The sequence below is a fragment of the Mycobacterium sp. IDUB_21 genome, from assembly GCF_055419425.1.
In genome coordinates this window covers 106,705-127,948 of the sequence record NZ_JBVAXQ010000011.1, presented here as the reverse complement: position 1 = coordinate 127,948, position 21,244 = coordinate 106,705, and the positions used below count along the sequence as shown (strand labels likewise).

At 62.6% G+C, this 21,244-nt stretch carries 20 protein-coding genes; 14 read left to right on the top strand and 6 right to left on the bottom strand.

Translation table 11 applies throughout. The features are described from left to right. The first annotated feature begins 5 nt into the window (after positions 1-5). The 11 genes from ACZYY4_RS16895 (at position 6) to ACZYY4_RS16845 (ending at position 9,051) form a co-directional block, all read left to right on the top strand. The gene (locus ACZYY4_RS16895; protein WP_463811149.1) at positions 6-1,124 is read left to right on the top strand and encodes an MlaD family protein; all 1,119 of its coding nucleotides are present in this window, start codon (positions 6-8) and stop codon (positions 1,122-1,124) included. Further along, complete coding sequence (locus ACZYY4_RS16890; RefSeq protein WP_463811148.1) at positions 1,121-2,125, top strand: MlaD family protein; 1,005 nt, start codon at positions 1,121-1,123, stop codon at positions 2,123-2,125. The genes ACZYY4_RS16895 and ACZYY4_RS16890 overlap by 4 nt, the downstream gene beginning before the upstream one ends. After that, complete coding sequence (locus tag ACZYY4_RS16885) at positions 2,122-3,093, top strand: MlaD family protein (RefSeq protein ID WP_463811206.1); 972 nt, start codon at positions 2,122-2,124, stop codon at positions 3,091-3,093. Before ACZYY4_RS16890 ends, ACZYY4_RS16885 begins: the two co-directional genes overlap by 4 nt. Further along, entirely contained in the window at positions 3,087-4,184 is a 1,098-nt protein-coding gene (locus tag ACZYY4_RS16880; RefSeq protein WP_463811147.1) for an MCE family protein, read from the top strand. The genes ACZYY4_RS16885 and ACZYY4_RS16880 overlap by 7 nt, the downstream gene beginning before the upstream one ends. Further along, entirely contained in the window at positions 4,181-5,176 is a 996-nt protein-coding gene (locus ACZYY4_RS16875) for an MlaD family protein (protein WP_463811146.1), read from the top strand. The genes ACZYY4_RS16880 and ACZYY4_RS16875 overlap by 4 nt, the downstream gene beginning before the upstream one ends. Continuing rightward, entirely contained in the window at positions 5,173-6,129 is a 957-nt protein-coding gene (locus ACZYY4_RS16870; RefSeq protein WP_463811145.1) for an MlaD family protein, read from the top strand. The genes ACZYY4_RS16875 and ACZYY4_RS16870 overlap by 4 nt, the downstream gene beginning before the upstream one ends. Before the next feature lie 56 nt (positions 6,130-6,185). Next, the gene (locus ACZYY4_RS16865) at positions 6,186-6,848 is read left to right on the top strand and encodes a hypothetical protein (protein WP_463811144.1); all 663 of its coding nucleotides are present in this window, start codon (positions 6,186-6,188) and stop codon (positions 6,846-6,848) included. A 28-nt stretch (positions 6,849-6,876) separates the two neighbouring features. Continuing rightward, positions 6,877-7,548 carry a hypothetical protein gene (locus tag ACZYY4_RS16860; RefSeq protein WP_463811143.1) on the top strand — a complete coding sequence of 224 codons (672 nt, stop codon included), beginning with the start codon at positions 6,877-6,879 and terminating at the stop codon, positions 7,546-7,548. A gap of 78 nt (positions 7,549-7,626) precedes the next feature. Beyond that, positions 7,627-8,049 (top strand): hypothetical protein, encoded by a 423-nt coding sequence (locus ACZYY4_RS16855; RefSeq protein ID WP_463811142.1) that lies wholly within the window; start codon positions 7,627-7,629, stop codon positions 8,047-8,049. A 58-nt stretch (positions 8,050-8,107) separates the two neighbouring features. Continuing rightward, on the top strand, positions 8,108-8,548 hold the full coding sequence (locus ACZYY4_RS16850; protein WP_463811141.1) for a hypothetical protein: 441 nt from the start codon (positions 8,108-8,110) through the stop codon (positions 8,546-8,548). Beyond that, entirely contained in the window at positions 8,545-9,051 is a 507-nt protein-coding gene (locus tag ACZYY4_RS16845; protein ID WP_463811140.1) for a hypothetical protein, read from the top strand. Before ACZYY4_RS16850 ends, ACZYY4_RS16845 begins: the two co-directional genes overlap by 4 nt. Before the next feature lie 538 nt (positions 9,052-9,589). Here the strand turns inward: ACZYY4_RS16845 and ACZYY4_RS16840 are convergent. From ACZYY4_RS16840 to ACZYY4_RS16820, 5 genes are all read right to left on the bottom strand, one after another. Next, positions 9,590-9,940: an EthD domain-containing protein gene (locus tag ACZYY4_RS16840; protein WP_463811139.1), complete on the bottom strand. Its 351-nt coding sequence runs from the start codon at positions 9,938-9,940 to the stop codon at positions 9,590-9,592. Between the two features lie 65 nt (positions 9,941-10,005). Beyond that, complete coding sequence (locus ACZYY4_RS16835; protein WP_463811138.1) at positions 10,006-12,234, bottom strand: hydantoinase B/oxoprolinase family protein; 2,229 nt, start codon at positions 12,232-12,234, stop codon at positions 10,006-10,008. Between the two features lie 53 nt (positions 12,235-12,287). Next, complete coding sequence (locus ACZYY4_RS16830; protein ID WP_463811137.1) at positions 12,288-14,396, bottom strand: hydantoinase/oxoprolinase family protein; 2,109 nt, start codon at positions 14,394-14,396, stop codon at positions 12,288-12,290. 12 nt (positions 14,397-14,408) lie between these two features. Beyond that, positions 14,409-15,953 (bottom strand): class I adenylate-forming enzyme family protein, encoded by a 1,545-nt coding sequence (locus ACZYY4_RS16825; RefSeq protein ID WP_463811136.1) that lies wholly within the window; start codon positions 15,951-15,953, stop codon positions 14,409-14,411. A gap of 358 nt (positions 15,954-16,311) precedes the next feature. Next, positions 16,312-17,061 carry a maleylpyruvate isomerase family mycothiol-dependent enzyme gene (locus ACZYY4_RS16820; protein ID WP_463811135.1) on the bottom strand — a complete coding sequence of 250 codons (750 nt, stop codon included), beginning with the start codon at positions 17,059-17,061 and terminating at the stop codon, positions 16,312-16,314. A 594-nt stretch (positions 17,062-17,655) separates the two neighbouring features. Here ACZYY4_RS16820 and ACZYY4_RS16815 point away from each other — a divergent pair. Both ACZYY4_RS16815 and fadD4 read left to right on the top strand, forming a co-directional pair. Continuing rightward, positions 17,656-18,273 (top strand): nitroreductase family protein, encoded by a 618-nt coding sequence (locus ACZYY4_RS16815; protein ID WP_463811134.1) that lies wholly within the window; start codon positions 17,656-17,658, stop codon positions 18,271-18,273. 294 nt (positions 18,274-18,567) lie between these two features. Then, complete coding sequence (gene fadD4, locus ACZYY4_RS16810) at positions 18,568-20,103, top strand: fatty-acid--CoA ligase FadD4 (RefSeq protein ID WP_463811133.1); 1,536 nt, start codon at positions 18,568-18,570, stop codon at positions 20,101-20,103. Here the strand turns inward: fadD4 and ACZYY4_RS16805 are convergent. Further along, positions 20,087-20,695 (bottom strand): TetR-like C-terminal domain-containing protein, encoded by a 609-nt coding sequence (locus ACZYY4_RS16805; RefSeq protein WP_463811132.1) that lies wholly within the window; start codon positions 20,693-20,695, stop codon positions 20,087-20,089. The genes fadD4 and ACZYY4_RS16805 overlap by 17 nt on opposite strands. A gap of 219 nt (positions 20,696-20,914) precedes the next feature. Here ACZYY4_RS16805 and ACZYY4_RS16800 point away from each other — a divergent pair, with 219 nt between their 5' ends. Next, positions 20,915-21,217: a hypothetical protein gene (locus ACZYY4_RS16800; protein ID WP_463811131.1), complete on the top strand. Its 303-nt coding sequence runs from the start codon at positions 20,915-20,917 to the stop codon at positions 21,215-21,217. Positions 21,218-21,244 lie beyond the last annotated feature (27 nt).

The following is a 21,244-nucleotide window of genomic DNA, read 5'->3' as shown; positions in this document are numbered from 1 at the left end:
CGAACGTGTTGTCGACAGGGTCTCAGAAGTACCAGGACCGGGTGCTGGCGATCAGCGGCCTGACGGTCCTGCTCGTGATCGTGCTCATCGGGTGCCTCGCGGCCGCGAATCCGTTCGCCGGCCGCAACGACAGTCGATTCTCGATCGTCATCAACTCGCCCTACGTCGGGCAGGGGGTGGCTGCAGGAACCGCGGTCGTGCTACACGGCGTCGAGGTCGGCAAAGTGGTGAACGTTGCCGGAACCGCCCGCGGCGGGGTTCGCATAGTGGCGGAACTCGAGAAGAATCCGGTGCGGGGCCTCACCGACGCCATGAACCTCGACTTCCGGCCCATCAATTATTTCGGGGTCGCGGGCATCAACCTGAGACCAAATCCGGGTGGACAGCTGCTGCACGACGGGAGCGAGATCAGCTCGGTGCCGGTGGGCAACTTCACTCTCTCCGAGTTGCTAGCCCAGCTCGGGGACGTTTCGGCCGCTTCGCTTACGCCCCAGTTGGTACAGGTGATCGATAGGGTGACGCAGTACACCGACGGGCTGAACCCGTTGTTCGAGACTGCCGCGACCGTGACGCGAGCGTTTGCTGACGTGCAGACGATTCCGACCGAGCGGCTACTGACGAACTCTGCGTCGATCGCAGCGGCCTTCCCCGGTTTCACGGACTCGGCGCTCGAGACCACCCGTCGGGTTACCGATTTCAAGTACTACCCGGGGCGGGCGCCGTGTCCGCCGGCGCAGACGGTACCTCAGCAGCTCGCATATCCGTTCCTCGAGTGCACGGAGGTGCAGAATCTCGCCGACATGTCCGAGGACTACTTCCAGAAGGCGCCGGTCGCGTTCGCCGAGTTCGCTTCGGTCGGATTGTTCGCCGCCGTCGGACGACTCGAACGGACTCACGTGGACGACCTCTATCCGTTGATCACCGGCATCAAGTCCATCACCGACACCGTGCCTCCGCTGCTGCGCCCGGAGGATATCGCGGAGAAGCTCGCCGAACTGCGCGCGAGGTTCGAGAAGCTGTATGTGGGTAACGGGGACCAACGCGCGATCCCAGTGCGCGTCATGTTGGACAGCCTGCCGGGGGTCGCGGCTCCCATAGGCATCGAGACGCAAGGTTCACGGTGAAACCCTCTGCTGCGCTGTGGCGCGTCGGTCTCAGCATCGCCATAGCCGCGTTCCTGTTCATCCTGCTGTCCAATACGCTCACCAACCCGGTGGCCGTGCAGACGAATGGCTACACAGCCGAATTCACCGACGCGTCAGGGCTGCACCCCGACGGCGACGTACGGGTCCGCGGTGTGCGCGTTGGGAAGGTCGATACCGTCGATCTTGCTCGCAGAGACGGACAGAACGTCGCGAGGGTGTCCTTCACCCTCGACAAGAAGTACGGCATCGTGCCGATGTCCCGGCTCGCCATCAAGTTCCAGGCGCTCACCGGTGTCCGGTACATCGACATCACCGACGCGGCCGAGGGCTACAAAGCGGCGGACCTGATCGCCAATGTTCCGACGAGCATGACGCAACCTTCGTTTGACGTCACCGCATTGTTTAACGGACTGCAGCCGGTACTCGCCACGCTCAGCCCCGAGGAGATCAACGACTTCAGTTCGAAGGCAGCGACTCTGCTCAGCGGCGACGGAAGCGGGCTGGCGCCGGTGCTGGCAAGCTTGCGCAACCTCACCGAGTTTGTGTCGAACCGCCAGCAGGTCGTGGCAGTGTTGATGAACAACCTCACCAATGTGGCCAACGAGATCAAGAGCAAGTCCGCGCAGTACGTCCACCTCATCGACCTGTTCAATCAGCCGCTGGACGCCGCGCTCACGATCCTCGACGAGTTCCGCAAATCCCTGCTGTATGGAAAGGACTTCTTCGATCCGGTGGTTCGATTGCTCAACAACGCCGGACTGAAGCCGGGGATCAACATCGACGAGGCACTCGACAAAGCCTTCAGCAACCTCGACAATTTCTTTGACGCGTTCAAGCTCGTTCCGGTGATGAACGACAACATTCGGCCGCCCGGCGAGAACGACGACGTGGTCGAACCGTGCTCGCGCGGCCGTTTCCAGCTGCCTGAGACGATGGATGTGCTCCTGAACGGTCAGCGGGTGGTCTTGTGCAACCGTTGAATCCGCAACAGGCGCTTCGCAACCCGACGGTATGGGGAGCCGGTGCGATCGCGTTCGCGGTCGTCGTCGCTCTCCTACTGGCCTACATCTACTATCACCCGCCGGGGCAGAACAAGTCCATCAGCTTCTATACCGACGACGTGGTGTCGATACGAGCCGGCGACCAAATTCGTATGGCTGGGATAGCGGTCGGCAAGGTGGAGCGACTTTCGCTTGAGCCGGACCAGGTCAAGGTGACGGCGCGCGTCGCCAACACCGCTTTTGTCGGCGATCGCTCGCAGGTGGACGTGCGGATGTTGACGGTCGTCGGCGGCTACTACGTGAACGTCGTGTCGATCGGGGATACGCCTCTGGGGGGCGACACGATTCCGCGCGCTCGAGTGACGATGCCCTACAGCTTGATCCAGACCCTGACCGACACGACCAAGATCACCGAAAATGTAAACGCCACGCCATTGAATGAGTCGCTAAACCAACTCCAGCAGGGTCTGTCCGGCACCAATGTCGAGGTAGTCTCGACCATGGTTGATGCTGGCAACGCCATCATGTCGACAGTAGATCGCCAGCGGGGCCAGATCACCGAGATCCTCAACATGTCCGACGAGTACATCCGAGCTCTATCCGACTATCGCGATAAGTTCAGTCAGTTGGTACGGAAGGCCTCGATCCTGATCCAGACGCTGGCGCTCTATAACGGTGGTATGCAGAACACTATCGACGGACTGGGGTACGTGCTTCTTCAACTCAAGACGGTGGGCGACTTCTACGAGAGCCACCGTTTGGAATTCATCGAGAGAGTGCGCAACTATCTGTACGAGGGGCAACTCTTCGTCGAGCGCAACGGGCTGACGATACGAGCTCTCAAGCGCGTGCAGAACCTTTTTGACCGAATCCTGGACGCGCAGAACGCAAGTCCAGCGCTGCTGGCCACCGACATGTGCATGCCGATCCCGGGGAGCGCATGCTGATGAACCGTATGTCGTCAACCCGCATGCGCTCCGCCGCAGCGGCCTTACTCACGGTCGCCGTGATGCTCTCGTGTGGCTCGTACTTTCCATCACGCGAGGACAAGGCAACCGAGTACTGCGCGATCATGCCGGATAGTGTCGGACTGTACGTCCGCAATCCGGTCACCCAGATGGGCTATGAGATCGGGAAGGTCTCGCGCATAACCCCGTCGGCTCAATCCGTGCGCGTCGACTTCACGGTGGAACACGAACGCGCCCTACCGAACGATGTCAAGGCGGTCATCCGGTCCACATCGATCCTCGCCGACCGAGCACTGGAACTCGTCGGCAACTACGGCGCCGGGCCGAAGTTGCCGGCAGGAGCATGCGTTCCGCTCGACCGGTCGCTGACACCGAAGAGTCTGTCCCAGGTAATCGGCGCCTCGACGAATTTCGTGAACTCAGTCAGCCCCGAGGGGTCGAACAACATCGCCGCCGTAGTGAAAGGCGTGGACGAGGCGCTGCGCGGACAGGGGCCCAATGCGAACAGGCTGCTGAATTCGGCTGCCGCAGTGCTTGAATCGCCAGGCCAGGCAATCGGCGATCTCGGCACCATAGTTAGAAATCTGGGCACCTTGACGTCGTCGCTTGCCGACATCGAACCGACGTTGAAGGTAGCTTTCCACGATGCTGTCGTGGTCGCCCCGGAGATCAATCAGACACTAGTGTCAGCATCGAACGCCTACGAGGGAATCGGTCCCGTCCTCACGATGGCCGCCGACCTCGAATCCCAACTAGGCCCTCAGATTCAGCAACTCCTGGATGTGGTAGCGGTAACGATCAGAAAGCTGACGCCGCGCGCTCCTTTCTACGCGAGCCTACTGAATATCACCCCGCGACTCATCAACGGAGCGGCCAACATCGCCAATAACCATCAGTTCGGGACACTGCGGTACCGCCCGCCGCTGTACCGCATCCGGACTCCGAACGGCGTTGCGCAGTGCAACATCATGAACGCCGCGATGCCCGGCAGTTGCGCGAACGTGCGGGGCACCCCGTACGCAGTGGATGTCGCCCTGCTTCAGTACGTTCTCACGCAGGCGAGTCGATGAGGGCGCGGCGCGGGTGGGCTGTTATCGCGGTCGGGTGCGCGCTCTCCATCTCGTCCTGCGCGTCGATCAACGTCAACGCCTTCCCGCAACCCGGAGCGTCCTACAGCGACGGTTACGACATCGTGATGCGGTTTCAGAGTGTGCTCAATCTGCCCAATCACGCGAAGGTGATGCTCGACGGCGTGAACGTCGGTGTTGTGTCCGACATGAAATTGGCGCCCGACGCCGTCGACGTCACCGCGCGGGTGGGACGCGATGTCGTAATCCCGTCGCAGGTTCACGCGGTACTGCAGCAGGCCACTGTCCTCGGCGACATCTACGTTGCACTCGAGCGGCCCCAGGATGCATCCGCCGGCGACACTCCGCTACGTCGGGGTGCGGTGATACCGCTCGAGCAGACGACGTCCCCACCGCAACTCGAGGACACCATCGCCAGCTTGGCGAACTTCGTGTCGAGCGGGTCCATCCAGCGGGCGCAGAACACAGTCATCCGGCTCAACCGGGTGGTTCCCACCACCGACGAGGTACGAAGGCTCACCTCTCAGATCGACACGAACCTCGATGCGTTGTCGGAGAACATCGACCGAGTCGACAAGCTGCTCGATGGCGCCGCCCGGACGGCGGACACTCTCAATTTCCACGTACCGGAGCTGAATTACGTGCTCTCACCGTACGGTCAACTCGGCTTGGAGCGCCTCATCGGCCTTACAAACTATGTCGCGACGCTGCTTCCCGGCGTCGGCAGTATCGCGTCCGGTGGCTACTGGTTGGTTCCGTTCCTGAACTCAATGGCCGACACCGTGGGCGCGGTGCAGCAATCGAAGGTGGCGACCGAGGCCGAGATACCGAAGTACCGGAAGCTGTTCACTGACTACTTCCTACCGGAGGACAAGTACCCGGCAATCAACATCACCTCGATCGTCGGTCCGGACGGTCGAGAACTGTCGGGCAACGTGCAGGAAGTCCTGCGGATATTGGGGGCGATGCCATGAGATTCGCTGTCCGACGGCGTGATGTCGTCTCGTTCCTCGCCTTCGCCGCGATCATCGCGTTCGTTCTGGGCTATCTCACTACGCTCGGGTTGCGCGTGAGCCCGCCAGACGACCGGACCGACCTGTCGATGGACGTTCCGGACATCAACGGGCTGGCCGTGGGATCGAACGTGCTGTTGCGCGGTGTGCCCGTCGGTAAGGTCACTGAAATTCGGGCATCGCTGACAGCGGCGACGATTGACTTCTACGTCGAAGGGAAGTATCGGATTCCCGTCGACACCGCAGTGCATCTCGAGAATCTTTCCGCGCTCGGAGAGTCCTACCTCGGGCTCATGCCCCGTAGTGACGGCGGACGGATTCTGCAGAGCGGTCAGAGGATTGCGACAGAAGAAGTTGTTCAGCCCCCGTCGATCTCGGAGCTGGCGACGAGCGTCACACGAGTGCTCGGTCAGATGGCCCCCGACGCATTAAACCGGGTGATTACCGAGATCAACACGGCACTGCCTGACCCGAACGCTACGCTGCCCAACTTGGCGCGGGCCAGCACACTGCTGAACAACGCCGTCAACGAGCAGAACGGGCGCGGGCGACTCCTGCTCGGCAATTTTCAGACCCTACTCGAAAACGCCGAATGGGTCAGTCCGATTCTGGAGTTCCTCACCCCGCAGTTCCACGAGATAGGCAGAGGCGCACAGGATTTCTACAAGCACAATCCGATCTTGGCCCACCGTGGCGAACCGGCGAACGTGAAAAACTTGAACAACTTGGTGGCCCGGATTCAAGCATTACTCGATGACCGCGGCAGCGACCTCAAGGTGTTGGGCGAGGCGTTCCAGCCCAAGTTGAATGCCATCGCCGCGTCGTTGATGAATTTCGACACAGGGCAACTTCTAGACAATTTCCTCGAAACGGTTCCGCCAGACGGGATCATCACCCTTCGGATCAGGCCGTGAGCCGACCTCTGTGACGAGGGGATCGAGACGAACACAGTTCGACGAGAGGTAGAACCATGGCAACCACGCCAGACGACAGAAATGGTGCGGCAGCCGGCGACCAGGACGCCCCGGCCACCGCGGAGGACTCGACGGTGAGCGGGGAAAGATCCGGCAGCGTGGACGAGGTAACGGACCGTCAGCCGCGGAGGCAGTCGCGTTCAGTCTCGTTGAGCGTGCGTAGCCTGCTGATCACCGGGGCCATGGCGATGTTGATCGCCGCGATGGCGACAATGGGATGGCTGTATTTGGGCGCCCGCCATCAGCTCCACGCGCAGGCCGCCCAGTCGGCGAACGATTCCCGTGCCGAGAAGATGGCGCTGGACTACGCGGTCAGTGCGGCGACGATGGATTACAAGGACCTCCAGGCTTGGAAGGTCAGGCTTGTCGCGGGCACCAGTCCGGAGCTGAACAAGAAGCTCACCGAAGCGGGCACATCGATGGAGCAGGTCCTTACCCCGCTGCAGTGGAGTTCGAGTGCGCGACCACTGGTAGCTAAGGTCCGCACCAACATCGACGGTGTATACGTGGTCGACAGTTTCGTCAGCGTCAAGACCAAAACGATCCAGTCACCGGAGCCACTGCAGTCGACGGCCACTTACAGCATGACGATCGACACGAACAACGACTGGCAGATCACCGATGTCGGTGGGATCGCTTCCGCGTTGGAAGGCAACTGATATCCCTCATCGGAGAGGAGGTCTGGTTATGGCACGTGCTTCCAAGGACAAAGGTGCACAACGGTACACGGGTCGTGTCGCATCCGGTCTTTTCGGTGCCGTCGTCATCGCTGTCACTGCCGTGTTCGGAGTCGTCCCGGCGTCCGCGGGCCCGGGCGACCTGCCGTCACCTCCCGACCCGCCGTCCGATAGCGACGTTATCCGCCCATTGCCGCCGGTTGTGCTGGTCGCCTCGAACTGGCAGCCCAAATACCCGTTCCCGTACGACCAGACGAGGAACAGCGTCACCGATGCGGATGTTACGGCGATGCGGGAGATGTGCCAGTGGTACAACGCTCAGTACGCCACGCTGCGCGCGCAGGTCGATCGGGTGCAGTTCAACCGGATCGCTCCAGATGGCAGGGATGACAACTACGCCCGTGACGAGATCGACCAGCAGGTCGATATCGTCACCGGCAACATCGCGCAAAGCCTGGACTTCCTGACCCCGCGTGCCCAGGCGCTGACTCAGGCGCAGAACTCTTTCGGCGACAACTACTTCCCGATCTACGAGGGCGAGGCGTTCTTCAAACTGTGGGAACAGCTGTCCAACGTCAACAACGGCATCCTGGCGCACCAGCCGAACTGGTTCACAGGCCCGTCGGTCCAGAAAGCGAAGCGGTGGGGCAGCGACATCCACCGCTCGCACGTCTGCGAATAGGAGGCATCGGTGACACGGCAACTGAAACCCGACAGGCTGGCGGGTCAGCCGAGGCGATGCCGCGCTGGGTGTCGTGCGGTGACGACGGTCGCCCTGATTGTTGCCTGTTGGTGCTGGGCGCCCTCGGCAGCGGCCGACTCGGGCCTCCTCGGTTCGGCGGTGATCGCCGCGCGGGCGCCATCGTGCCCGCCCCTTAAGGCGAACCCGATCCTCCAGGAAGCTGCCGCGGGTATCAACAGGGACAATGACCTATGGCTGGACCACGCATCACGGACCGAACCCGAATTGGATGCCCAGCCGCGGCTACATGATCTGGGTTTTCCCGCGACCAAGTCGGTTATCCTGCACGGCGCTGCGAAGAACGAGTCCGACTCGATAAAGGCGGCGCTGCTGCAGGGGTGGGACAAGATACCCGACTGTTCCTTCACTGACTTCGGAGTCAACGTGTCGCAGGGGAACTCGGTCGGCTGGATTCTTGCGGCCGTCGTGTTGGCCGCGTAGACGTTCCGATGCGCGGCGCACGACCGCCGTATGCCGGTGGACCTCCGAAAGGACCTCGATGAAGCAAACACTGATACGGGCCATCCCGCTGCTCGTCGCTCTCACAAGTGTGCCGGCACTCCCGGTGGCGCACGCTGAGGAGTCGGTGACCTACCAGATCTTCTCGGACTCGGTAACCGGACTGGCCGGCGTGGAGTATCGCGACACGGCGGGAAAACATCTGCTCCGGGATGTTCCGCTGCCGTGGAGCCTCACCGTGCCGGTAGTCGACGCGACGAGCCCGAAGAACGACGGAGCCGAACTGCGCGCGGACTGGCGGCCCCCCTTCCGCACGGCCGCAACGGTCGGGCGAGTCCTGCTCGGGCACTTCGTGACCGTGCGGATCTATCGGGGCGACGAATTGCTCTGCGAGAGCATTCTCGACGTGGGGAACGCGACCTGTTACGGTAGCGTGCCGCACCGGGCGGAGAACGAGTCATCGCCCGGGAACCTGCCGTGATCAAGCTACGGGCGGTGCGATTAAGCAAGCGGCTGTTGACTTCTGCGGCAATCGCTGTTGCCTTCGGATCGATGACGTCGCCGCTGGGCCGTGCCGAACCCAGCCCATATCCCAACGACGACCTCGTTCTCCGCGTGTACGAGCGTGTCAAGTATGACGACTACTTCACCACCAGTGCGGGCGGCGTGTGGTTCACCACGCCGTTGGGACTCAACTGCGGTATCTGGGATCGTGGCAGCTTCGGCTGCACTGGCGACATCCGGGGCGCCCCGCCCGGCACGCGTAACATCGGCTGGGTCAACGGCAACGTCCAGACCCGTTATGACTGGCTGCTCGGCGTGCAATTTCCGTCGGGCCGTGGAGAACTGGAACTACCCACTCGCCGCTACATCGAGTACAACGGTACCCGCTGCGCGACCATGGCGGACACCAGCACGTTCTGCTCGCGCGGGCCCTACAAATTCTTTGTAACTCCGACGCGCACCTGGCTCAGCCCGCCCTGACGTTCCGGTCCTCGCGCGTCGAGTCCATCGGCCCCACCCAGGCATTCCCATCCGAAATCCTCGAGCCCCAGCGAAAGATCCTCACTGATCTCGGCATCAAAGTGGCTTCCTATGCCAAATGTCCTAACTCAGGGGTTCTGCGCCTATTGGCGCGTGAGTCGGCATTTGGGTCTGCTGCACGAACAGTTCCCTCGATCGTCGTTGGCCGGCGTGTGCCAACCTCGCCGACCAGTCCTGCAGCGCGGGAACATTATTTCCCCACGTGGACCATTTTCGAGGCTTCCCGACAGCTGCGCAATGGCGCCTGGCCCTTGCGGGCCACGTCGATCACGTCAGCGCGAAACTCGGCAGGAAACGGCGTCGGCATGACATTGATCCTTCCAGCAAGGACGAATCGTCATAGGTCAGGTGTCGACCAACCCCGGGGCACATCAAGGCCTTCTGGACCGCTAGGACGATTCAACCCGTGAATGCACCGACGGACCACCAGTCGAACGAAGTGGTTGTGGTGAGCGGGTCGCTGTGCACGGTACGTCGATCAGAGCAGCGAGTCATCCGCGAGATTGCATTCGTCGGCGATGAAAAGGCGCATCGAGTCGCGGTCGATGAATTCGGCTTCATCGCGAGCCAGCACCTGCCCCTCGTCGCTTGCCGCCCAGCTCACCGTCGTTTCAAGATCCGCCATGTTATCGAACCAGAACTCGGTCACCGCATCGTATGTAGGTTCCGGGCCGCCCGGAAATTGCGTCAAGTAATTGCGGACGTATTTGCGCAGTAGCGGCGATAGGCTCTGCGCCAGCGGCACGTGCCCGGATTCGTAGCGATCCTTGAACTGCTCGAGAGTCAGATCGCTGCGCCTGCGGACGAAGAGGATCAGCTTAGCGGTCATGGATGTTCTGCTTCCTTATCGGGCGTCGAGGCACCCCATTGAGGAGGCCCGTTGTCGTTGGATGGCTAGATGGCGAGTTCGATGTCGCACAAGTCACTGTCATCAGCTCGGGCCAACTCCGCCTCGACCCGCACGGCACACTGCGGACAAAAGAACTCGCGCAGGCTCATTCGAGCTGCCATCTGTGGGTCCGGCGAGGCATAGCTAGCGCCGAGCTTGTCGCCCGGAGTCTCCCGTCGGACAAGTAGCTCCTTATACGAGGTCGCCCGTCCGAGATCCGCACCGCATTGGCACGACCACGCGCCCTCGGTGTGGCGTAGCGTATCGCCCACTCGGCCGGTGTCCTCGGCGTCGTCGGCGGGGAAGTCGCGGCGGGGCGCATATCCGAGACGGATCTCGCGGATGCTGGACCTCGTCTTCGCCGTAGCCGCGGCGTCCAGCGTCCCTGCGGAGTCGAAGACCACGCCGTAGGTCGTCTCCGCGGTCTCCACGGAGCAAACACCCTCCGCAAGGTCTTCGGCGACGCGTTTCGGGTCCCGTAGCAGCGGGTCACCATGCCCTGGAGCGACGGGATTGGTCATGGTCCACACGTCGCCTTGAGTCATCGGCGGGTGGCTGCCCCCGCTGAAGGGCAGCGGAGTCTCGACACCATCGAGTTCCGAAAATTCTTGTGGAACACGGCCCGCCGCGAGCAGAGCGTCGACGTGCGCGTCGGTCTTGACGCGCATTGCTCCGAGCGATCCCGGGTTTGCGCCCCACAGGCCTTGCGTTTTCGGAATGACTTCATTCTTGTAGAGCGAGAGAACGGCGGCATCGGCTCCGTGCATCATGTAGGCCACTTCTACGCCGCGACCGCCACGGAATCGGCCGGCACCGGCGGCGCCGCCGGTCACCAGACGACGGTACAGCGCGACAACCGGGTTCCCCTGCTCGTTGTGCTCGACGTTGGCACCGATGCCTTCGGGGATCCAAAAGTGCCCGCCGGCGTCGACACCATCCTCATTGGCGCGGGCGCCGAGCGCTCCGATCATGCCATCGGCGTCGAACATCGTGAATGGACCGTTCGCCGGTGTGGCTCCGGCGCAGATCGCCCCGTAGAAGTTGGTCGTGTTGGGCCCGAGCGCCCGCGCGCGAATTTCCGGAGTGCCGCACGACATCATCTTGGCGACCGCAACCGCCGCGGCGTTGATGTTCAACATCGCATTACGTGAGCCGACCGGGCCGACGGCCGCAGGGAACTCAGCGCAATTGAGCAGTCCGGGCTCGAGCTCGAAGTCGACATTGGAATACACCCCCCCGTAGCAACCCGACAGATCGGACACGAGATTCGCCGTGATGGCGGCAAGCACCGCGCCCGAGAAAGCCCCGAATCCGCAGTTCAGTGAACCGGCTTGCGGATCGGTATCGCGATTGTCGATCAGCAGGCGCCCGCCCTCTTTGGTGACGCCGACCTGAATACGGAAGATGCCGTCGTCACCGGGGCGACAGGTCTCGGCGTACACCCGATGCACCCAACGCCCATCAGGAATCTGAGCCAACCGGTCCTCGAAGCACTGCCTGGCCGCGGCCATCGTGCCCCGCATCACTGCTTTGACGGCTCCGGCACTGTACTTGTCGATCAGGGCGCTGAGCTGGTCGCGCGCCCGACCGCAGGCGGCGATGCTGGCGCGCAGATCCATGCCGACCATGGGCGACATCCGGCTGGATCGGGCGAACAGGTCAACAATGTCGTCGCGAATCTGGCCGCCAGACATGACCGTGGTGGGGGGCAGACAAATGCCCTCTTGGAAGATGTCGGCGGCGGCCTCGTCGGTGCTGCCCAGCTTGATTCCACCGAGGTCGAGGTGGTGCATCGTATTGGTGACCCACCCGAACAGCCGACCATCGGCGAATACCGGTGCAGCGATACAGGTGTCGGGCTGGTGCGGTGAGCCGACGTATGGGTCGTTGCATATGAACATATCGCCTTCGCGGATGCCGGGATTTGCTGCCCGGTGTTCCAGCGTCCACTTGGCGATCAGCGAGCTCGCCGTCGCGAAATACTGCAGTCCGGGACCCATGAACGGCACATCGCCGTCTTCCGTCAGCATGGTGGTCTGCATGTCGCGGGTGATCATCACCGCGGGCGAGATCGCCAGCCGGCACAGCAGCGATGCATGTTCGAAGTTCAGTTGAAGCAGAGAATACCGGATGACTTCGTATGTGACCGGGTCAATATCTTCGGCTATCTCCCTGTGCAGCACGAGCTCCGGCGCAATCTGCAAGTCAGCCCCGGGAACATAGGGGCGCAGCACACCATCCCAGTATCGGGTCTGTGGAGCTGACTGAATTGCTTGACTGTTCGACGTCACTTCGCCTCCAAGGGCTGTAGCAGGAGATTGCCCAACGTGTCGCGGGTCAACCGCTGTCCGAGCGGCACCGAGACCGACGTGTGCGGCAATTGCACGATCGCGGGTCCGTCGATCTGGCTGTCCGCAGCCAAGTCACTCCCATCCCAGAGGAAGGTGGTTGCCCAATCCATCTGGTCGGGCCAGAACACTTCTTTCACACCGTGGTGGCTGCGGGTCGATCCGCCTGGTTGCGGTTGAGGACGTGCCCCAGAGGCGATGCGCGCACGAACACGCAGCGCAAAGGTCTCGATTCCGTGGAACAACGACGATGCACCGGAGCCGTATTGCTGGGAGTAGGCGTCGGTGAAACGAGACGGAAGCTCTGCCGTCCAACTCTTCGCGTCGCCGTCGGGCAGTGCAAGCCGGATGCTGTACGCGTACTGCTCGGCGTAACGCAAAAGGGCGAAGCGGTCCAGCAATACCTGCTCGGAGTCGAAACCGGCCTCGACAAGCGCCTTGGACGCCGTCGTTTCGAGTTGGTACAGCAGGCGGTCGAACTCTTCGTGATCGAACGGTGCGGGAAGCAGGCATTCGGTGTCGAAATAGCGGAGCACGTCGGTCGATGCGATCCCGTATGCCGACAACGTCGATGCGCCATTCCCAAACGGGATCAGAACACCGGCAGCCTGAAGGTCGGTAGCGAACCCCGACGCATGCACTGGTCCGGCGCCGCCGAAGGCATAGATCATGAACTCGCGCGGATCCAGCCCCTGCTCCACGGTGCGTTGCCGGATCAAGGTCGCGGCGTTGTGATTGTTGATGCGCAGAATTCCGGCTGCGGTCTCCTCGGACGAAAGTCCCAGCTGGGCGCCCAACGCGGCCAACGAGGCGCGAGCGGCCTCGATATCCAATGACATGGTGCCACCCAAGAACCCGCTCGGATCCAGGAGCCCGAGAACCAGATCGGCGTCGGTCACGGTCGGCTGGGTGCCGCCCCGTGCGTAGCAGACCGGACCGGGGTTACTGCCAGCCGAAGAAGGTCCGACTCTCAGCGATCCGGTGTATGGATCGATCCACGCCAAAGAACCGCCACCACAGGCGATCGAGCGCACGTCGAGTGCCGGTGAGCGGTAGGTGTACTGGTCGATCACTCGCGCTTCCGCGAGTACCGGTTCGCCGCGCACGACCAGTCCGACGTCAAAGCTGGTGCCGCCCATGTCGGTCGCTACGACATTGGGTTGGTTCAGAGTTGCCGCGAGACTGGCTGTGGCGGCCAGCCCACCGGTCGGCCCGGAGTCGAGTGTTGCGAGGGGAACATCGGCTGCGGTGGTCACTGGGACCACGCCGCCATGGGACTGCATGATCAGGAGCTCGTTGCCCAGTCCGCGACTGCGCAACTGATGGCCCGTCTCGATCATGTACCTGCGACTCGCCGGTCCGATGTAGCCATTGAGTACGGCTGCAACAGTGCGCTCGAACTCGCCGAGCCGCGGCGAAACCTCCGAGGAGAGGCTGAGGAACAGATCCGGTCGGATCGAACGGGCCAGTGCTGCGATCTGTTGCTCGTGTACGGGATTTTTGAACGACCAGAGCAGGCTAATCGCCAATGCGTCGATCGGCTGTGTCTCAAGGAATTCTGTTAGCTGAGCGCGAACACGTTGCGGGTCGAAGGCGACCAGCACTTCCCCATGGCGGTCAATGCGTTCATCGATCTCGAGAACGGAGGAGTGTGGTACCAGCGGCTCAGGCTTCTTGGTCGCTTGCACGTCGAAAACACGGTCGATCGGCAAACCCGCAACTCTGCCGGCACCACGCATGATTCGAAGGTTGTCGCGATGACCGCGCGTGGTAATCAGGCCCACGCGGGTGCCCTTGCGCTCGACAACCAGATTGGTGCCGATCGTCGTGCCGTGGCTGAACCTGTCGGTTGCCTGTAACAGGCTCTCGACGTCACGGCCGAGGCTCGCAGCCAGCAATGCCACGGCTCGCATGACCCCTTCAGCAGGGTTGGTGTCGTGTGTGGAGAGTGCCTTTGCTTGCGCGACTTGCCCGTCTCCGGTCAATGCGATGCCGTCGGTGAATGTTCCACCGATGTCGATTCCGATCTTGATTGAATCTGCTTCCATCAGTTCCTCATTTCATGTCGCCGACGAAGCGGAGCGGTCTCGCTCGCCCAGCCGGATCGACGTCTTCGGATCATGGCTAGCTCGAAGTTCGGCTTTCGGCACTTTCCCCATCGCCGTGCGGGTCAGCGGATCCTCGCGAAACTCGTACCACCGCGGTCTCTTGTATGGGGCGAGCCGTTCGAGGCACCATGCGTCGAGCTCCTGAGCTTCAACCGGGCCGTTCACCACCACAATTGCCTTCACAGCCTCGCCCCACCGCTCATCGGGGACTCCGATGACGGCCGCTTCACTGACCCGAGGATGGTGCAGCAATGCTTGTTCCACCTCGATGGTGTAGACGTTCTCGCCGCCCGGCTTGACCATTTCCTTGGACCGGCCGGCGAAGTAGAGGTAGCCCTCTTCGTCGAACCGCATCAGATCGCCGGTGCGCAGCCATCCATCGCGCGTTGCCTCGGCTGTCGCCGTCGGCAGATTCCAGTAGCCGCTCATCGTGCTGTTGCCCCGCAACGCCAGTTCCCCCACTGCGCCGACTTCGACCTGCGTACCGTCGTCATCGAGCAGGATCGCGTCGATCAGCGGCAGCGGACGTCCAATGGTCCCGGGTCGACTGATCTCGTCGTTTTGCGTACTACGAGTGGAGTAGCCGCCCGCTTCGGTACTGCCGTAGATTCCCCCGAATTCGACCGATGGCAGCATCGTGGACAAGCGCAGCAGGGTGTCAACCTTTTCCATGCCCGCGCCACCAAGGATCATCCGCAGACTGACGCCGGATTCGACAGCTTTGGGGTGATCCAGCGCGGTGGCCAAGCCAGTGGGGAAGGCAGCGACCGTCACCCCGTACGCGCGGCAGCTCGCCCAAATATCTTCTACGGATGTCGATACCGGCAGAACGACGGTGCCGCCCACGGCAAATACCGTCAACGCCTGTCCTAGGCCCGCGACATGAAACAAGGGGTTGGGGATTGTGACTACGTCGGCATGGTGGAAGCCGAATCCCATTATCTGGTTTGAAACGGTGGCCAGCCAAGCAGATTGAGACAGCAGGCATCCCTTGGGTCGACCAGTGGTGCCTGAGGTGTAGAGCTGGGTCAGCGTCGAGCGGGTGTCGGGGCGAGACACCGCGGCCTCGCTCACGTGGCGGTCGGCCAACTCATTCAGCTCGGTACCGGTCTGCCAGACGGTGCGTTCGAACAGCCCGGCGTCGGTCGCCAGTGTGGCGAACGACGGGTCGATCACAGCGAATCGTGAGTTGGCATCCTCAACTTGGAATCGGACCTCGGCGGCGATCAAGCGCACGTTGATCGGAACCAACGTCGCGCCCATTCTCGAACATGCAAGCAGGACTTGAAGATACTGGGCGGAATTGGGCGCCAGTAGCGCGATCCGATCGCCGGGCATGACACCGGCATGCGCGAACCCAGCCGCCAACCCATCCACCCGACGGTCCAACTCCCGGTAGGTGACCGCGCTGGCGACATCCTGGATAGCGATGTGATCAGGAATCCGACGTGCTTGTCTGCCAACAAGGTCGGCGACGACCAGTTCGGTGGACGTCATCGGCCAGCCTCCTGTCCAAAAGATTGGCGCAGAAGAATCCGCTGCGCGATTACGACAACCAGGTTATATCATTGTGAGGGCAGTTCGCGGAAGAGGCAGGAGCAAATCCATTCAGGCCAACGCGGGGATGGCGCTGAGGGCGCCCTGCTGCTCGTGGACGCGCCGACACATGTCAAAGGTGGGGGCCTGCTGCAGTTTCGGTTACCCCGAATTTCAGCGAGCGCCATCAGCCAAGGCATCGGCGACAGCTCGCGCCACGCCGTTATCGGGCTCTCGTCGAAAACGGCAGCCAACCGGGTCAACGAACCGCTATGCGCGGTTTCATGCGCCGCGCCGCGTCGGTCTGGGGCGAGCCCTGCTAGAGGTATGCCTTGAGCTTCGGCAAGGCCAACTCGGCAAGGGGTCCCTGTGCACGCAAAGTCGATTTCTCCAGAGGCATCCGCCTGACCCCGACGCGGGCAAACTCGGATGCGTTCCCGGCTATGCGATTAGGTGCGTCGCGCCGGCCGAAACGCCACAAGGCTCCCGCGGGCGAGGCGACCTCGACAACGAGATCATCGATCGCGACCGGCGTCGACGCGCCGGATTGCATCAACGCATAGGGTATCGCTTGATAGGTGATGTGACAGACGTGGCGGAGCCTGTCGGTATCGACAGGCTCGACACCAAGTGCCGTGAAGCAATCGAGTCCGTGCGCCCAGGTCTCCATAAGGCGGGCTGTGCACAAGCTCACCGGCGACATGAGGTTCGGCCCCCACGGCACCCGAGTGGTGGGGTCGATTCGCCGGAATGCTGCCAACTCGCCCTCTCGGGCCTGCCGCCACTCCGACAGGACTTCGTTGCCCGGCCTATCCCCGGCCGGACTATCGATGAACGCCGTGTCTCCACGCGCCACCGCGGCGATGATCTTGGCAAAGCGCTCTTCGCCTCCGCCGGTCAACGACGTTATCGTCACGTCATCGAACATCGCCAAGTGGGCGATCTGGTCGCGAACGCTCCAGCCCGCGGCGGGGGTCGGAGTCGCCCACTCTGCCTCGTCGAGATCGCATAGAAGGTCATCGAGAACCGCTTGTTCGGCAACCAGATCGTCGAGTACCGGTGAATCCATCGGGGCACTGTCCTTAGGTTGTTGAGCTCAGCGGCAGATAATACTAACTAGGTAATATAATTGCAAAGACCATCACGAGGACGGGGCGACTGCCGCAGGATGACCGACCGCGACGCAGTGTGGCCTCGTACCCGACTAACCCGTTCTCGCGTTGGTGACAGACGACGGAGACCGAGGCGCAGTAGTTCTCCGGAAGCGCCCCGATTCTCGGACGCGTCGGGGCGTTCAACTCCGCCTCCGCTCGGCAGCTGTCTTGCCGCGGACCCGCCCCAGCGGCTCCGTGAAACCCTCCCAGCGGATTGTGCGCGACATCACGCTGTGATCTACTAACCTGGTTAGCGCATTGTCTGGGCAAGGCCTGAACGATCGATGTGCCAAGTTGTTTCGTGTGCAGAGCACGCCATGCGAGCGGCGGGCACTGCTGATCGGCCGACGACTTCGCTGGCTCCGCCAGCTGGCCGGCAGTATGGCCGCGCATGGTCGGCTTCGAATTGACGAAAGGTGATCGTGACGACAGACGAGGCGGTACCCACTGGTGTCGTCCCTACGGTAGAGGCTGCGCTGAGCGGACTGGTGATGCCCCTGCAGGACGCGATGGAGACCCAGCGGGCGATCCGGCGCCTGCACCCCGACCCGGTGGATGATGCTGTGCTTCAACGTGTCCTCGAACTCGGGACGAAAGCCCCCAGTGGAGGCAACGAGCAGAAGGCTGTCTTCGTAATCGTCAAAGACCCTTTGGTGCGAGCGGAGTTGGCGCGATTGAACCGCAGCGGTTTTCCGATCATGTCGCTGTACTACCGGCGGCGGTTGCGCACCGACGTGGCCTGGGCCCGCACCTGGAAGGCCATCGAGTGGCAACGCGATAATTTCAACGAAATACCAGTGGTCATCGTGGCGTGCTGGACGGGTCGAATCCTGCCGCGGCCAATCATGTTCAACTCCGCGCCGTATGCGTCGGTGTACCCGTCGATGCAGAACGTGTTACTTGCGGCGCGTGCCGTAGGCCTGGGTGCAGGCCTCATTTCGCTGCCCCTGTGGCGACTCGGCAAATTGCGCCGCATTCTTGGCCTGCCCCGCAACGTCACACCGGTGGGAGTGATTCCGCTCGGCTGGCCACGCGGCAGATACGGACCGAATTCCCGCCGACCGGTGGGTGAGGTGGCCCACATCGACCGCTGGGGAAATCGACCCTGGCGCAGTGGGCTTAGCTAGTGTCGTGACGACGAAATAGCGCGGTTATTGAGTTGTGGAATTCAGAGACGGTGGCTGCGGTGTCGACTCAGATACCGAGCAGCGCTGGCATTCCCAGTTCAGCGTGGACGGCGCCGCGGGAGTGGCAAGATCGGCAAGGGTGGGGACGCGAGCCGAGCCCGTCGCCGGACACGGCCGTCACCGGCAAGGCCGACGTAGCTATATGATCAGAACTTGTGTGATTCATTCGGTCACGCTGCCTTGCAAGTGAATCGGTGCCGTCGGCGCCGCACACGACGACCACGTGGGAAGCCAGTGCAGATTCGTCAGTACATGGATTCGCAGAAGCCGGCACTTGTCCTGCATCCGTCCGGGACGACCGTGAGCTTCGCCGAGTTGGAGGCCCGGGCGAACCGGCTGGCCCACCATTTTCGGCGGGCAGGTCTACGCGAGGGCGAGGTGATCGCGGTCGTGATGAACAACAACGAGCACATCCACGCGGTGATGTGGGCCGCCCGTCGCACCGGCTTGTACTACGTCGTCGTCAACACCCATCTCACCGCCATGGAGGCTGCTTATATCGTGTCGAACAGCGGCGCGGCCGGGCTGATCGGTGCCCCCGCCACTGCGGATCTGTGCCGCGGGATCGATGCGGAGCTCGGCGCGCGGATGCCGGGGCTGCGTATCATCGCCGACACTGAAATCCGAGGGTGGCAGCGGTATCCGGAATGCGTGGCCGAGCATCCCGATACGCCGGTGCCCGACGAGCGCGAGGGCGACCTGCTGCAGTACTCCTCGGGGACCACCGGCAAACCCAAGGGGATCGTCCGTCAGCTCAGCGGACTGTCGCCGGCCGATGCGCCGATGCTGCTGACCCCGATGTTCGACAAACTCGGCATCGACCGTGACTCGGTGTATCTCAATCCGGCACCGGTCTATCACACGGCACCGGCCTACTGGTCGATGTCGGCCCAGGCGGTGGGCGCCACCGTCGTGGTCATGGAGACCTTCGATGCGCGAGGTGCGCTGGAGGCCATCGAAAGGTACCGGGTGACACACGGGCAGTTCGTGCCCGCCATGTTCGTGCGCATGCTGAAACTCCCCGAGAGCGTGCGCAATATTTTCGACCTGTCCAGCCTGCGCCGCGTGATACACGCGGCCGCGCCCTGTCCGGTGGGCATCAAGGCGCAGATGATCGAATGGTGGGGACCGATTCTCGACGAGTTTTACGCTTCATCGGAAGGCGCGGGCAGCACATACATCACCGCCGAAGAGTGGCTGGCGCACCCGGGTTCGGTCGGCAGACCGCTGGTCGGGGTACCGCACATCGTCGGCGACGACGGCCAAGAGCTTTCACCCGGTGAAGTGGGGGAGATCTACTTCGGTGACGGAATGGCGTTCAGTTACCTCAACGATCAGGCCAAGACCGTGGCCTCACGTAACGGCCAGGGTTGGGCCACCGTCGGGGACATGGGGTATCTGGACGTGAACGGCTACCTGTTCTTGACCGACCGCCGCCACCACGTGATCATCTCCGGCGGGGTCAACATCTATCCGCAGGAAGCCGAGAATCTATTGATCACCCATCCACAGGTGGCGGACGCGGCGGTCTTCGGGATCCCCGATGCCGAGATGGGGCAGGCGGTGCACGCCGTGGTGCAGACCGTGAACCCGGCGGATGGCACCGCTGAATTCGGTGCCCAGCTGATCGTTTGGCTGCGAGATCGGTTGGCGCACTATAAATGTCCGCGTTCGGTGGCTTTCGCGGCGCAGCTGCCGCGTAGCGACACCGGCAAGCTCTACAAACGGGAACTGATCGAGGAGTACTCGGGGCTCAGCGCGGCCGAGTGACCGAGGCCAGCATAAGGTCGACCAGGCCTTCGACGTAGCTGTCGGACTGCTCGACCAGCTTGGCCATCCGCGACGGCGGGGTCGCCAGGCACTGCATCAGCAGACCGCCGAAAAGTGCGTCGAGGAACAGGGTCATGGGGGTATCGGCTGGCAGATCGTTGCGCTCGATCGCCCGACGCGTGATGTTGCGCATCGCCGTCACGTTGCCGTTCATGAAGTCTTCCCAGCGCGGGGCGAGTTCGGGGACCAGCCGTCCCTCGGCGGACAGTCGCAGTAACGCGTCACCCGCATCGCCGGTCAGTAGCGCAAAGATGCTGCGAGCGATCGCCAGCAGATCGCCGCGCACAGAACCGGTGTCGATGTCATACGGTACGGCGATGCGGGCCTCGAGGGTGTCCAGGAGCAGCGCGGTATTGTCCGACCAGCGAAGATAGATCGAGGACTTGCCGACCCGAGCTTCCCGGGCGACGGTGTCGATGGTGAATCCGGCCCAGCCGACCCGGCCGTAGAGTTGCACCGCGGCGTTACGCACCCGTTGCTCCAACAGGGGATCGCGCGGACGGCCCGCGCCGGTGCTCGTTGTCTGGCTCATCCTGGTCCTGATGTCGAGCAGGAGTGCCCGGCCGACTCGCTACCGCGGCCCCTCCTGACGTGTTTGTTCGATGGTATTGCGGAGCGCCTGCGCAGATGCGCACTGGTCGCCAGAGAGTCGGCTGGTACCTGTACGCAATATCAATAGATATAACCAGGTTGTATTATTATGGCGATATTGTGCCCCTCAGGGGCGGTCGAGGTTTGAGGAGAATGGCCCGTGATCAAGAACGGCGCACGACTGGAAAGTCAGGTCTGCGACACACAGGTCATCGTGGTGAAAGCCACCGACAGCCTCGACGACCTGCGCGCCGGCGGCCACCCGATGGTGCCAATCGGATCGGCGCACGCCGATGGGCTGGCGCTGGAACCGGATTGGTCTGCGGGTGTCGTAATGGGCAAACGCTACGTCGATGCATCCGGTGCCGAAGTGCTGGTGACCCGTGCCGGTACCGGGACACTGGCGGTCGGTTCGACCGCCATGACCCTCAAGACTGCTGCGCCGTTGCCGGCCAGCGACTGACGCTGCAAATAACTGACGGATCAACGC